This is a genomic window from Kribbella sp. VKM Ac-2569 (assembly GCF_004216905.1).
Lineage (GTDB): Bacteria > Actinomycetota > Actinomycetes > Propionibacteriales > Kribbellaceae > Kribbella.
On record NZ_SGXJ01000003.1, the window covers coordinates 1,017,295 to 1,031,706 of the forward strand.

Sequence of the window (14,412 nt, forward strand, 5' to 3'; positions counted from 1 at the left end):
GGCGTGTTCTACAGCTTCGGTGCCCAGGTCGCCGCACCGGCCATCAGGACCGTCGAGGAGGAGCGGCCGCGCACGGAGTTCGCCGTGTTACACCGGCTCGCGGCGCCGGCCGTGCTGCCGACGATCTACCGCTCTCTGTCCACCGGGGATGCAGCACCGATCCAGGTGAGCGACCCGGACGAACCTCAGGAGCGGGAGGCTGACGAGGTCGCGTACAACCTGACCCCCGGTTCGGGACGGACTCGGCGTGCGGGTGAACCTCCTCTGGACGGCGTACAGCGCGTGGCAGTCACCGGCCGCGCAGCGCCACTCCGGGCTGACCCGACGCCGGCAGACCCTGGTCACCCGCTGCCGCCATCTGCTCTGGCGTGGGCCGAGCCGCGCTTCGGCACCACATTCGACCACGTCCGGGTCCACAGTGGGGGCGGCGCCAGCCGTGCCACCGACCAGGTCTCGGCCCGGGCCTTCACGGTCGGCAGTCACATCACCTTCGCCGCTGGCCAGTACGCACCCGACACGCCGTCCGGGCGGCGCCTGCTCGCCCACGAGCTCACGCACGTCGTGCACGGCGGCGGGTCCGGTGCCGCCGCGCGCAAGTTACGCCGCCAGCCGCGCGCAGCGGAGGTCCCGAATCGGGAGCAGGTCCTTCAACGCGCAGTGGAGGACTTGGAAACTCGGGCCTTGCCGGCCTTCCAGCAAGCGACAGACGCTGTCAGCGAGTCTCGCGTGCGAGTAGCTGGCATGTCGGTCGCAGCGCTGTGCGCGACCATCGACGGCATTCATCGCGAGCTCGGACTACCTGCACCCGGGCAGAGTGCAGAGCCGCCACTCATCGGTCCGCCGGCTCCAGGCCCCGAAGGCGAGCGAGACAGGCTGGCACGGCAGCACCAGAACGTCTCTGTACTCCTCCCTCGGCTCCTCACCGTGCAGCAGTTTTGCGGGCACCCCGTCCTCCCTGATGCAGCCCCGCCAGCAACGGTGACGGGCGACCTCGCCCCCTATGCCATCCAGCGGACCGACTCCACGGCGTGGGTGATGCGCGATGCCAGGGCACTGCTGGCACTGCTGCGGCACGAGACCTTTCCGGACGCTGACCAGTGGACGGCCATTGGCCTGTTGCGCCAGCACCTTAACCCGTGGGAGTTCGCCTATATGCTCGCCGTGGTCCGCGCCGAGAGCGCCATGCCCCACCTGGACGCGCTGAGCGTTGGTCCGCGCGCCGCCCTCCGGAGCCTGACCGAAAGCATTGGGCAGATTCGGGCGGCGACACCCATCGGCCCGGCCGATGAGCCAGCCCTGCTCGAGTTGCACGCCGCGGAGGGCACCATCCGGTTGTTGCAGCCCCTCAGCGGTGCCGAGATCGCGATGGAGCTGTATGGAAATCAATCGGCCTGGACCGACCTAGTCGTCGCCTACAACCGCGTGCTCAGAGGCCGCGACCCTGCCTCATGGCTCGAGCGAGGCACGGTGATCGTCGTCGCTGTCGATCAGCTCATCGGGAACTACAAATTGGTCTTCGGATACGCCCGACTGATGCGCTCGACCAACGAGCGTGGAGGCTCCGACCCGTATCTGAACCTTCTGTCGGGAGACGACACGCTCGTGGTCGGGAATACCGTGAGCTTGGGGGTGGTCTGGCCGGACTCGTTCTTCGCCAACGTCCAGCTGCGTTGGTGGGCCGAGAACGATCCGGTGGCGGTCCGAGAACAGGGGATACCCGCGCGGGTCCAGTGGCCCGACGGCACCCTCAGCATGGTCCCGGAGCAGACCCGCAACGCCTCGATACGGGCCGTGGCGACAGCGCCAGGTCGACATGTCCTCAAATGCCAGCTCACGATGTCCACAGGCCACCTAAGAACGCTGGAACGAAGCGTCACTGTGCTCACGCTGGAGGAGAAACTGGCCGCAGAGACACGGCGGGAACTGAGCTGGACCCGCCGACCGGACAGGATGCTCGACGACCTCAGGAAGGAGCGCGACCGGCTTCAGCCGGGATCAAGCCAGCACAGGCAGGTCGAGAGCCGGATCACCGAGATAGAGAGGACTCTCTCAGACGCTGATAAGGACCAGCGTCGTTACCAGGGCCACTCGGCCCACCTCAGCGGGATCCGTGCCATCTACGTCTCCGCCGAGGACACCCCCATGACCGTTCCTCTGAGCATCTTCGTGGATAGCGATCCGGCCTACTTCGACGCTCCCGACTACGTCCTCAAGCTCTGGGACTTCACCCTTCGGGGCAGCATCCGTACGTATCGCGGACGCGGCGAACGTCCCCACGAGGCACTAAGTGATGTTTTGCGGACGTTCGCCGACGACGCGCCGTACCCGACTGGGGCGATGCGGTTCGAGATCACGCCCTTGTCGATGGGCTACAGCGGCGTCCGACGGGAGATCCTGACCTGTCGAACCGACGGTGGGACTCGGATGGCTCCTGCCCTTCGCGCTCTCTCGATGGTAGCCATGGGGGTCGGCGTGGTCTCTGCGGCAGCCCTCCAGGCCGAGATTGCCATCCCAGCGTTCGCGGTGGCTGGTGTGCTCGCCGGCGCAGGAGGCACCTTCAGCCTGTACGACCGGCTCGAGCACGGGGACTTCGCTTGGGACCTTCAGACCGGTCTGGACCTGCTCGACATTGCCGGGGCGGTATTGACTGTCGGCGTATCTTCGGCTGGTACGAGGGTCGTCGGGGGCGTCGGACGCGCGAGCCTCGGTGGCACTGCGCAACTGGCGGTGGGCACTGTACAGATCGGTGTCATGGCCGGCGTCCATGTGGGCCAGGTAGCCGAAGCGATAGCATCCGGCGACAGGGACCGAACGGCTCGCGCGCTCCTCAGCGCTCTCGCCGACGGCGCCCTGATCCTCATCGTGCATCGAGCCGCGAGTCGACTCGGCGGCGCGCGAGGAGTACCCAGGGAGATCCCGGGGCCGACGCAAACCCCACCAGAGGTGGTGCCACGGCGAACTGCGACGGGAACCGTGTCCCCCGAGGGAACCCCGTCCGCTCCTACCGCTCGCCCGGGAACTCCCGAGTACAGGAGACAGGTTCATGACCAATGGGTTGAGGGCCTGCGCCAGTCGGGGCTGGCTGAGCGGCCAGCCAGTGCCCGTGTCGCCGAACCTCTCGCCGCGCGGGACGACATCCCCACGATCGAGGAGGCGCACCGGATCTACGATGACATCCTGGCCCGAGATTCCAGCCGGGAGGTGGGAATCTACCGCAACAACGCGAGCGGCGCCTACGCGGTCCGGGTAGGCAGCGAGATGGCGGTGTCAGGGCCACGACGTGGAAGCTGGGAGGCGGTGCTCCACTTCCACCCGAACGAGGCCAACGTCCTCACTCACAGGATGCCAGCGCCGGCCGACGTCGATGGTGCAGCGACAGCAGCGCTTCGCAGCGGCCACCCGGTGACCGAGTTCACCGACTTTCCCCTTCCCGGCGGCCGTCGCGGCCGTTGCGCCTACCGAGCGACTCCGACGGGCGAAGTGACGATCGACTTCGTACGGCCTGATGGCTCCCGCGTCAGCCGAAGCTTCGCAAGTGTCGGCGACTACCAGCGCGCATACGGCGCACGGACCACATACCTAGACCCGAGCAGCCCGGAGTATCGCTGGGTCGTGGAGGACCTCCACGACTACTACGGCGGCGAGCGCCCGTCCGGTGGCGGCATTCGGACCGCGAGAGGGACTTCCCGGGCGCCGGGTGAACCGACCGCACGGGAGGTCGAGGCTGCGGCCCGCCGTGAAAGCATGGAATGGTGGCAGTCGCCGGGAGTCACCACAGATGCACGGTTCGCCCGGCACGAGCAGACGTTCAACTCCATTGCGGCGACCTTGCGGAACGCCATGCAGGTGCTCCGCTCGCAGGGCCGCGGGCAACTGCTGCCTCGTGTGAACGAGGCTGTGCTAACCGAACCTGTCGACATGTTCATCCGTCGTGTTCCACGGCTCCATCGCCAGTGGACCCAGATGGAAGTCGACGCCATGAGGAACCCCGACCTACGTCAGCAGATGGACCAATTCCTCGAGGGGTCCCTCAAGGGCGCGGGAAGCCGTGAGGTCGGCAGCCGAAGGCCCGACCTCGTCGAGTTCTTCCTGGAGCACGGGGACGTCGTGGTCACGGACGTCGTCTACTCGAATGACGGCACCTACCTCCGGATGCATGCCTTCAAGACGGACTTCTACCGCGCGGTGGTGACAACGATGATTGGGGGGAGAGGCGGCCCCAGAGTCAGCGGGCTGGACCTGAACCTGCGTCCGGCATTCCCAGAAGCGCGGGTCACTCCATGATCTCGTTCAAACCATCCGAAGCAAACGGCGAGCGAGGCCAACGAGCCGGAGCACCCGGGGGGTGGGTGCCGCCCGGTCCGACGAGGAGGTGGTGTGGTCGTCTGGGACTCCGCCAGGCGTAGGCACCGGGTGCGATCGCGTGATCGGCACCAGGCGCGGGTAGTCCAGCGATGGTGGCGTCTGAGGAGCTGTGGGTGGATGCGTCCGCCAGGTCAATGACCGGCTTCACCGCGCGTGGGCCTGGCGCATCGGGTCGGTCAGCAGTGGGCGGCGAGACTCAAGCCGCCACCCGGTTCGCCAGATCATGACCCCGGAGCGAGCCAGGCGACTCCCAGGGCAGGCGAGACTCGGGCGCGCCAGTTGAGGTGAGTGCTCACGGTCAGATGGTGCCAACGATCTCGAGGTTCGCAATGAGGCTCTCTCCCCCGCGTGTTGGGCCCAGGTCCGGCGGCAGGAGCAAGGGTCGTCATGTGCATGGGGTGCCCGCTCGCCTACGTGATCGGGATGCACGCCTTCACCTGTTCGAAGCCAGGCAGGCTGATTGGCCTGCGCGCCGCGGCGACGGTCGAGTGACGGAGACAGCGCGACCATCGCATCGTGGAAGACGTGGTTGAACTGTGGACCGGCACCGGCGTACGGCTGCCGTTTCTGCCTGACCCTGCGACGGGTGGGCTGGGGTGGGTGCGCGGCATGGATCTCATCCGCCAGTCGGTTTCGACCATCCTCGACACTGCGCCCGGTGAGCGGATCATGCTGCCGGGGTTTGGGTGCGGGTTGCGGCGCTACCTGATGGAGCCCAACACCCTCACCACTCGGACCTCGATGGAGGCCGACATCCGGACGGCCCTGGAGACGTGGGAGCCGCGTATCCGGCTCGTCAACGTCGCCGTGACGCCCGGCGAGGAGCCTTACCTGGTGTGGGTCGACGTCGCGTATGTGCGTCTGGCCGACCTCCGGCCCGACAACCTCGTCTATCCGTACTACCTGAGGTGAGCGCCTCGTGGCACTGATCAGCCCCATCCTCGACAACCGGACCTATCAGGAACTCCGGGACGAGCTGGTGCGCCTGATCCCGGTCCACTCCCGAACGTGGACCAACCACAATGAAGGCGACGCAGGCATCACGCTGATCGAGCTGTTCGCCTCCCTCGGCGAGTCCCTGCTCTACCGGTTCAACCAGATCCCGGATACCACGCGGGTCGAATTCCTGCGGTTGCTCGGCGTCCAGCCACGCCCGGCACGTCCCGCCCACGTACTCCTTTCGGCGAGCACCGACGAGCCGGCCGGCATCCAGGTGCTCCGGGACTCCGAGGCGATGGCCGGAGCACTGCCGTTCCAGACCGAGGACGAGGTCTACGTCTGGCCCGTCGATGCGCTCGGCGCCGGCAAATTCCTTACGGTCGGCGGCGGCGCCGATATCCGTGCTGACGCCCTCGAGCGGGTCGGGCTACCCGCGTCCGGGGCAGCGTTCTACCGGACCGTCCTCACGCCCAAGGACCCGATGGCTGCCGACGCCGTCCCCATCGACGTCAGCGCGCAGCTGGACCGGAGCCTGTGGGTTGCGCTGATGGCGCCACCCACCATCGCCGTGTCCGTGATGGCCCGCCGCACGCTGTTCTTGGGCATCGCTTTCGACGAGGAACTGGATCCCCCGCCGCTGATCGAGAAGCTGACCCCCGACGAGACCGAGGTATTCCGATCCGGAGCGCTCATCGGAGACCCGCCAGCCACACTGTGGCAACTGTGGACTGGGCCCACCGCGGTCGGCGTAACGCCGTTCGTCACCTTGCCGGTACTCGGCGACACCACTCACGGCATGGTGACCACAGGTGTCGTGAAGCTCGAACTGCCCGCCCATGTCGGACGCCTGGCCGAGCTCGGTGACGGGCTCACGAACAGCCCTCCGCCGGTGGACGACGAGGAGGTGCGCGAGCAGATCTTTGCCTGGCTGCGCGTGACCCGCCCCGACCGGCCGAACATCGGCGACGCCATCCACAAGGTGCGTTGGGTCGGCGCGAACTGCGTCAGCGCGGTCCAGTCGCGTACGCCGCCGCCCGAGCTGCTTGGGAGTGGCACCGGCGACGCGGACCAGCGGTTCCCACTCACCCATGCGCCCGTGCTGGCGGACACTGTGCAACTGCAGGTGGAGGAGGCCGACGGCTGGACCGACTGGGAGGAGGTCGACAACTTCGCGCGCAGTACGGTCGACGACCGCCACTTCGTCGTCGCCCACGATGGCGCGGTCGCGTTCGGCGCGGCACGGGTGCCGCAGATCGGTGAGCGGATCCGTGTGCTGTCCTACCGCTACGGCGGCGGCAAGGCAGGCAATCTGGCGCCCGGCTCGGTGTCGGCGTTCCCCGCGGCACCGTCGGTCACCGTGACCAACCCGCTCCCCGCGGTCGGTGGCGCCGACGCGGTCAACCTGGCCGAGGCGCTCGACGCGATCCCTGGTGAGGTCCACCGACGCGACCGGGCAGTGGTCGCCGAGGACTACCGCGCCCTCGCGCTCGAGGTGACGGGCGTGTCTCGGGCCGAGGTGCTGCCGCTCTTCCACCCGGACACCCCGGCCGTCAAAGCGGCCGGGGTGACAAGCGTCGTCGTGCTGCCCGACAGCGATCAGCGGAATCCCGACGCCCCGATGCCTGACCTAGGCCTGCTGCGCCGGGTTGCCCGCTACCTCGACGTACGCCGGCCCGTGACGAGCGAGCTCTACGTCATCCCGCCGGAGTACGTGCGCGTTGCGGTGTCCGTGGGAGTGCAGGTCCGCGAGGGCTACCAGGTCGACGCGGTGCGTCGCTGGGTCGAGCAGATCCTGCAGCAGTTCCTCTCCGCGGTGCCGCCGGGTGGCCCCGATGCCGCCGGCTGGCCGCTGGGCCGCGCGATCCGCGCTGCCGAACTCGAGGCCGTCGCTGTCCAGGTGGAGGGCGTCGAGTTCGCCGTCGGCACCCGGCTGGCCACCGTGGATCCGTCAGTGACGGAGCGGGAGGCTGCCCTCCTCCAGCCGTGGCAGCTCCCCGAGCTCACCACGGTCACCGTCGTGTCGGGCGACCCCACCGAGCCGGGCATCCCGATCGGGGCACCGCCCCCGGAGCTCGTACCCGTCCCGTTGCCACCGGAGGTGTGCTGATGTACGGCGACCGCGGACTGGCGGTGCTCACCCACGAGGACCAGTGGGCGCGCTGCGCCCACCGCAACACCGTCTTGCTTCCGGCCGGTGGCGTCGGGCTCGACTGGGACGAACCACCGCCGCCCTCTCGCTGGGACGGGGAACGCTGCCTCCCCGTACCGCCCGGGCAGCCATCCGCGTGTCCCGCCGGGATCACCCATGACCGTTGGTGCCGCACCTGGCGTACCCGACCGCAGGAAGGCGCTGTCGAGCTGATCCGGGGTCATGCCGGGCCTAGTGGCAACGTCCGCCCCGGCGGACTCCGGCATCCGACGGGCATCGCGGTCGACGATCGCGACCGGCTGTACATAGTGGAGTCGGCCGGCCGTGCGCTCCTCGTCGTCGACCTGTGGTCGGGCCGGGTTCTGCGCCGAGTGCCCATCCCCGGTCAGCCGATCGATGTGGTCGCCGTCGGGGACGCCGTACTCGTCCTCACCCGGTCCCCGCACGCGATCGTCCGCGTGGAGGGCCGCACCGGTCCCTGTGCCGGTCCTGACCTGCACCACCCTTGTGCCCATGCCGCGATGGTCCCGGCCCGCATCACCACGCTCGTCGACCGGACGGTCGTGCTGTGGCGTGACGATGTGACCGGTGTCATCACGGACCTGCAAGGCGGCGAACTGCTCGAAGCTGAGGGTGCGACAGACCTGGAAGGCACCTCTGACGGAATGCTGGTCATAGCCCGCCATCCCGGACAGGCCTTCCTCCGCCTGTGGGAACGCGGCGGCGTTCTCGTGGAGGACGAACCGCTCCGCGCCCCCGACTACGACGGCGCCGCTGTCACCATCGACCCCTCCGATCGAGTCGTCTACACCACCGCATTCGGCCGGCGAGGCACCGAGGGAGCCCACGCCCGCCACGTACGGCGCGGCACCGTCACGACGTACCGGCTCGACAGCGGGAACTACCGGACCCGCTGGGGGCGGGTCTTCGTGGAGGCGTGCCTGCCGACCGGGACGACGCTGGCCTTGCGCTGCGTGACCAGCGATGACGACGACGTCGAGGACCCGGTCGAGGACATCCGGCCCCGCCGTGGGGATCGGCCGCTCCGCGAGCCCGAGCAGACACCTCCCCTTGCTCCCTCGAGGACCATGGGCGACGCCAGCTGGCTACCGGTGGTCACGCGCCGACGCAACGCGGTCCTCGACACAGTCGACCCGGGAGGAGTCAGCGGTGCCGACTGGACGACGTACGAGAGTGGGGTCGAGGCTCCGCCCGGCCGCTACCTGTGGCTGGAGATCGAGCTCACCGGCACCGAGCGGACCTCGCCGCGCCTGCGCGCATTGCGCGTCGAGCGCCCCGGCCATTCTCTGCTCTCGGCACTGCCGCGCACTTGGTCGAGCGTCGACGAGGAGGCCGACTTCGTGCATGGCTTCCTCACCCCCGCTGAAGGCCTTGTACACGACCTTGACACGGCCGCAGCGGGTCGGGCGGTCCTCGTCGACCCCGGCACCACGCCCGACGCGATGCTGCCGTGGGTCGCCTCGCTGACCGGGCTGGTGCTCGACCGGCGATGGCCGGAGGACGCACGCCGCAGACTTGTCGCCGAGGTGTTCCAGCTCTATGCCCGCCGCGGCACCCAGGCTGCGCTCGAGCGGACGCTCACCCTCTACCTTGGCCGCAAGGCCCGGATCGTCGAGCGTTGGCGCCTGCGCGGACTCGGCGGGGCCGTCATAGGGCTCGGCCCCGACGGTCTGCAGGCACCCACCGCAGGTGGCAACAGCCGGGCGGCCGGCATGCTCGGCCATTTCACGGTCGGAGGCGAGACGCCGACCACAAGCTCCTACCGCCGCTTCGCGCACCGCTTCACGGTGCTGGTGCCGGGATGCCTGACAGTCGAGCAGCGGACCGTTACGCGCCAGCTCCTGCGGCACCACCAGCCCGCACACACGATGGCAGAGATCTGCGAGCTCGGTGACGGACTCCCCGTCGGCCGACTGCGCGTTGGGCTCACGGCGTACGTCGGTCCACGCACTGGGCGGCCTAGCGCTGTGCTCGGTCAGGCCCGCCTCGGTGTGGGCGGCATCGTTGGTGTCCCCGCCTGCGGCGCCCGGCTCGGGGACCCGGACGGCAGCCGGGTCGGACGGGTGCGCGTCGGATGAGCGACCTCACCATCGGGCGGCTGACCGCCACAGTCGGGGACTGGCCAGACACCGACCCGGACCATGTGCCGAGGATGCTCCGCCACATGGCCGACACCCGCCTGCAGGACGCGGTCCGCGCGCACCCTTTCCCCGGCGGCGAGTGGTGCGTCCGCCGCGTCGACGTCGACGTCGAGCTCGACCCCGAGCGGCCGGACAGCGCCCTCGAAGCGGACTGGGCGAACCAGATCGTCGTTGCGCTGCGCCGCTCGCTGCGCGACGGCAGCCTTGACGTGGTGCGCTACGAACGAAGTGAGCAGGCCGTCGATGACCTGCTCGCCGGTCTCGCTACCGGTGACCACGACCGAGCGTGGGCATGGCTGCAGGTTGGTGTCCTGGCGGCCGGCGACCCGGAGCCGGGCGCGGCATCCCGTGAGCTATGCCTGCGCGTCATCGAGCGGACACCTTTCGGCGTGGCGGCGGCGCTTGGCCGGCTCGTCGAGCGGGTCGGAGCGTCGGTTGCGCACCGCTTGCTCGGGAGCGAGGGCTGGATCGCGGCCGCCGAGCTGGCGGCCGGCCAACCGGGCGTCACGGCTTCGCCACTCCAGGCGGCCACTGCTCGGACCGAGCCCCCAGACCGCACCGTCGACCCGTCGGTCAACCTTGGCAGCTCCTTCGCTCGACGGGCCACCGCCGTCGCCACCATGTCTCCGCTGGCCACGGCACTCCGCGGTTCGTCGCTCCGCCCGGATGACGCCACGCTGCGCGCCTGGGCGGTTCTGGTCATGGCCGGGTCCGACCCGACCGGGCTCCGCTGCCCCGAGAGCGCGGGTCTGGTGAGGGCGCTGGCCGAGTTGCTCCGACCGGCAACCGCCGTGGGACTCGGCGCCACATCGCCGCGAGGTACGCGGCGCGGTGGACAACGTGACCGGGCTCCTGCCGACCAAACGATCTCTACGAGCCATGCAGCCAGCGATCAAAGTAGTCACCACTCCCACGACCTGAACTTCGCGACGCCGCCGTCTCACTCGGCCGGCAAGGCAGGGGACAACCGGGACGTCGCCGCCATCGGCCGGCACGATGCCGATAGCGCGCCTGACGAGTCGGTCGTCGGCGCACGGACCGCATGGGGTGGCCTCCTTTTCCTCCTCAACACGGCCGCCGATGCGGGTCTTCCGGACTCGCTCGACGAACCGCCGTTCCTGGACCGGCCGACCCCTTGGTTGGTGCAGCAACTCTGTGTCCGCCTCGTCCCAGCTCTGCCAGACAACCCCGCAGTCCTCGCCTTCAGCAACGTCGGCCTCGACGTTCCGGGCGACCAGCTACCACCTGACGCCTCTGAGGCCGCAGCCCTCGATCGATGCGCCGCCCGCTGGGCGGCCGCGACAGCCTCCCGGCTCCGGCCAAGGGTCGTGGACACGCCGAGCGACCTCGAACTCGTCCGCATGCTGGCGCGCCGCGACGCCACCGTCCTGCGCGAGCCAGGATGGGTTGAAGTCGTCCTCCGCCTCGACGACGTCGACCTCGACATCCGCCATTCCGGACTGGACATCGACCCTGGCTGGATCTGGTGGCTCGGCCAGGTCGTGAGGTTCCTCTATGAGTGAGGTCGCTCTACTCACCGCTGCCGACACCAGCGCCGACCTGACCGCCAGGGTCGGCCGAGTCGCCCGCGCGGTCGCCGACGTGCTCGACGACCGATGCACCCCCGAGTCAGGTGCACGCCAGGCCTCGACGTTCCTCCGCGACTGGGCCGAGACCGCAAGCGCCCCTGCAGGCCTACCGCTGCAAACACCCCTGGACCGGCTTGTCGGCAGCTTCGACCTAAGCAGCGAGGAGCAAGACATGCTCATACTCGCTGGCCTGCCGGAGGAGCACGAAGGACTGGCCACGACGTTCCGAAATCTCCATCCCCAGGGTGAGCCCCGACCGACCGTGGGCCTGGCCGCCCTACTGCTGGGAGGCACCCCGGAGGACCGCGCACACCTGCGACACCTGCTCACTTCCGGACCCGCGCTGCGCCACCGCTTGCTCCGTGTCGAGGGCAACGGCCCGTTCTTCGAGCGGTCAATCATGATCGCCGACGAGCTCTGGTCGTGTCTTCACGGCTGCGACGCCTGGCCGGCTGGCATACCCCGGATCGTCACCCAGGGCCCTCCGCCAGGGCTGGCAGCCTGGCTGGACGGGCCCGACGTGCGCGCCTGTGTCGGCGCCGTTCGGCGAGACGCCCGCGCGTTGCTCGTCGTCCCGCACGAGGACGGCTCGGTCGGAGTCGGTCGCTGCGAGGCCATCGCCGCCGCGGCGGGCTCACCGGCCATAGCCGCCGTCGTTGTGCCGGATGACAGCGCCCGGATCGCGCTCGTCCTCGCCCACGCCGTCGCCCGCGGTGCCGTGCCCGTCATCATGGTCCCGGACCGCCGAGAGCGGCAGCCGACGGCCTTGGCACTCGGCGACTTCCCGGGGCCCGTGCTGGTGACCGCCGCCCCGGGCGACCTGGTGCCCAGCCCTGACCGAGCGATCATCAGCGTAGGCAGCGGACCCGTCCCCGTCGCGTCGTTGCGCGCCGCGTGGTCGGCAGCATTGCCCTGGCTCGATGGCCAAGCGGCGGCCATGGCCGCACGCCACCCACTTGACCCGACGGTCACCGCCCAGCTCGCCCTCGACCTCGCCGTGGTGGACTACGATCCGGACCCCTCCCATGTGTCGGGGATGGTGCGCAGCCGGACGGGCGTCAATCTGCCTTCCGGCGCCCTGCTCACGCAGCCTGACATCGCGTGGTCCCAGCTGGTGCTTCCCGCCGAATCAGCCGCCCAACTCCGAGCCGCGGTCGACCGCCTCGAGCAGCAGTCGACCGTGCTCGACGACTGGGGACTGCGCGATCGGGCCCAGGCCACGCGCGGCGTACGGGTGCTGCTGACGGGTCCACCTGGCACCGGCAAATCGGTGGCCGCCGCTGCCCTGGCCACGGCGGCCGGCACCGACCTGATGCTCGTGGACGTGTCACGGATCGTGTCGAAGTGGCTCGGCGAGACTGAGAAGAACCTCGCCGCCACCTTCGAAGCGGCTGAGCGGACCAGGGCGGTCCTGCTGCTCGACGAGGCGGACGCGCTGTTCGGCACCCGCACCGAGATCTCCGACGCACACGACCGCTATGCCAATCTCGAGACGGCCTACCTGCTCCAGCGGATGGAGCGCTTCGAGGGCCTGGTCGTGCTGACCAGCAACATGCGGCAGAACATCGACCCGGCCTTCATCCGGCGACTCGACTTCGTCGTGGATCTCCCGCTCCCCGACCTCGACGGCCGGCTCGCGCTGTGGCGGCGGTGCCTGCCGGACAGCGTCCTTGCGGACGACCTCGACGTCGACTGCCTGGCCCAGCTCTACCCCATCCCGGGAGGCTGGATCCGCAACGCCGCCGTGGCGGCGGCGTTCGGCGCAGCCGCCGGCGGGCAGACCATCACCCAGCAATCCCTGGTCGACGCCGTGCGCCGGGAGTACCAGAAGGCCTCGATCCCTTTCCCGGGTCAACCACCGAGGAGACGAGATGACGACATCTGACGCGCGGACCAGCCGGGACACGGCAGCGGGCGCGCACGCCGCTGCACTCGCGACGTTACCCCTGCACCCCTGGACGGACTTGCGGGCGGCCACCGGCATGCTGCTGGGAGCCGACGACTTCGAGGTGTTGATGGGCAATCCTCGCGGCAAGCACATGCTGCACAACGCCTGGATGCACGGCCGAGGGGTCGTCTGGGGATTCGGCGTGCGCTTCCGCGGCGAGTGGGACGTCGAGGTGTGCCCCGGCCTGGCTGTCGACGGCTGGGGCCGCGAGTTGCATCTCGACGCTCCCCGCTGCGTCTCCCTGCGGCCCCTGCTCGAGGCCGACCACGACCCGACCTGTGGCACCCGTCAGGTGGAGCTGCACATCGTCATACAGTTCGACCCCTGCCTCGACAAGGAGGTGGAGGCGCTGGTGGATCCGTGCGACGTCACGCGGCAGACCACAGACCATTCGCGCGTCGTCGAACGCATCCGGATCGAGGTCGTCAGAGGCAGGCCGCCGGTCACCCGACCGGGCTACCACCGGGTGCGGGTGCTGCTAGGGCTCGATCGCGTGGGCACGGACGACGAAGCCGGCGCGGAGGCGACGCGCTGCCGGGAAGAGGTGTCGCGGACTTCGCCCTCCGAACGGGCCAGGGCGTTGCTATACCACTTCCGTTGCCTTGCCGCGCTCGACGCCGCCGACTGGCGGCCGCTCGACTCCGACTGCTCCTCAGAGCTCTTCCCGGTCGACGCTGACAAAGCCGGCGTTCTGCTGGGCTGTGTGACGCTGACTGTGACGAACGAATCAGACTGCCCGGTGATCGTCGGGACCCCCGAGCTGGACACCTGCAGGCCGACCGTCCTGCCGACGACCGTGGTACAGGATCTCGTCTGCGCCCTCGCTCCCGGACTGATCGGCACCGACGACAAACACGGCTCCGGGCAAGGCCCCCAGGTCATCGCGGAGCCGACCTGGAGCAGAGATCCCGCGGAGCACGAGGTACTGCACATCCCGGTCACGGCCGATCTCGTCCCCGGCTCCGTACGACGGGCGGTCCAGATCAGCTCGCTCAGTGACACCGCGTGGATCGCGGAAGACCTCGAAGGTCCACCGCGCTATGACCCGGAGTCGGCGAGCATCGCCGTGACCTTCGCTGACCGGCCGAAGAACCCAACCCTGCGCATCCTGATCCTCGGCACCGGAAACATGCCCGTCTACGGCGCGAATCCGAAGGTGCCACTCGCCGGCGTACGCGGCGAGGACCCAGGCACCGGCGCCCAGGGGCGCGACGCTGTCCTGACCATCCCGAACCCGTTCCTTCGAGAGGAGTGAGACGA

Annotated in this window: 7 protein-coding genes; all 7 read left to right on the forward strand. The window is 69.5% G+C overall.

Annotated features, from left to right (window positions below):
* Window positions 1-3 precede the first annotated feature (3 nt).
* The 7 genes from EV649_RS25140 (at window position 4) to EV649_RS25170 (ending at window position 14,407) form a co-directional block, all read left to right on the forward strand.
* Window positions 4-4,284 carry a DUF4157 domain-containing protein gene (locus tag EV649_RS25140; RefSeq protein WP_157996310.1) on the forward strand — a complete coding sequence of 1,427 codons (4,281 nt, stop codon included), beginning with the start codon at window positions 4-6 and terminating at the stop codon, window positions 4,282-4,284.
* 597 nt (window positions 4,285-4,881) lie between these two features.
* Window positions 4,882-5,277 carry a GPW/gp25 family protein gene (locus tag EV649_RS25145; RefSeq protein WP_130386008.1) on the forward strand — a complete coding sequence of 132 codons (396 nt, stop codon included), beginning with the start codon at window positions 4,882-4,884 and terminating at the stop codon, window positions 5,275-5,277.
* Window positions 5,278-5,284: 7 nt separating this feature from the next.
* Complete coding sequence (locus EV649_RS25150) at window positions 5,285-7,411, forward strand: putative baseplate assembly protein (RefSeq protein WP_130386009.1); 2,127 nt, start codon at window positions 5,285-5,287, stop codon at window positions 7,409-7,411.
* Window positions 7,411-9,552: a phage tail protein gene (locus tag EV649_RS25155; protein WP_130386010.1), complete on the forward strand. Its 2,142-nt coding sequence runs from the start codon at window positions 7,411-7,413 to the stop codon at window positions 9,550-9,552. Before EV649_RS25150 ends, EV649_RS25155 begins: the two co-directional genes overlap by 1 nt.
* Window positions 9,549-11,138, forward strand: a complete 1,590-nt coding sequence (locus EV649_RS40905; protein ID WP_157996311.1) for a hypothetical protein — start codon at window positions 9,549-9,551, stop codon at window positions 11,136-11,138. Before EV649_RS25155 ends, EV649_RS40905 begins: the two co-directional genes overlap by 4 nt.
* The gene (locus EV649_RS25165) at window positions 11,131-13,089 is read left to right on the forward strand and encodes an ATP-binding protein (RefSeq protein ID WP_130386012.1); all 1,959 of its coding nucleotides are present in this window, start codon (window positions 11,131-11,133) and stop codon (window positions 13,087-13,089) included. The genes EV649_RS40905 and EV649_RS25165 overlap by 8 nt, the downstream gene beginning before the upstream one ends.
* On the forward strand, window positions 13,076-14,407 hold the full coding sequence (locus EV649_RS25170; RefSeq protein ID WP_130386013.1) for a hypothetical protein: 1,332 nt from the start codon (window positions 13,076-13,078) through the stop codon (window positions 14,405-14,407). Before EV649_RS25165 ends, EV649_RS25170 begins: the two co-directional genes overlap by 14 nt.
* The last annotated feature ends 5 nt before the right edge of the window (window positions 14,408-14,412 follow it).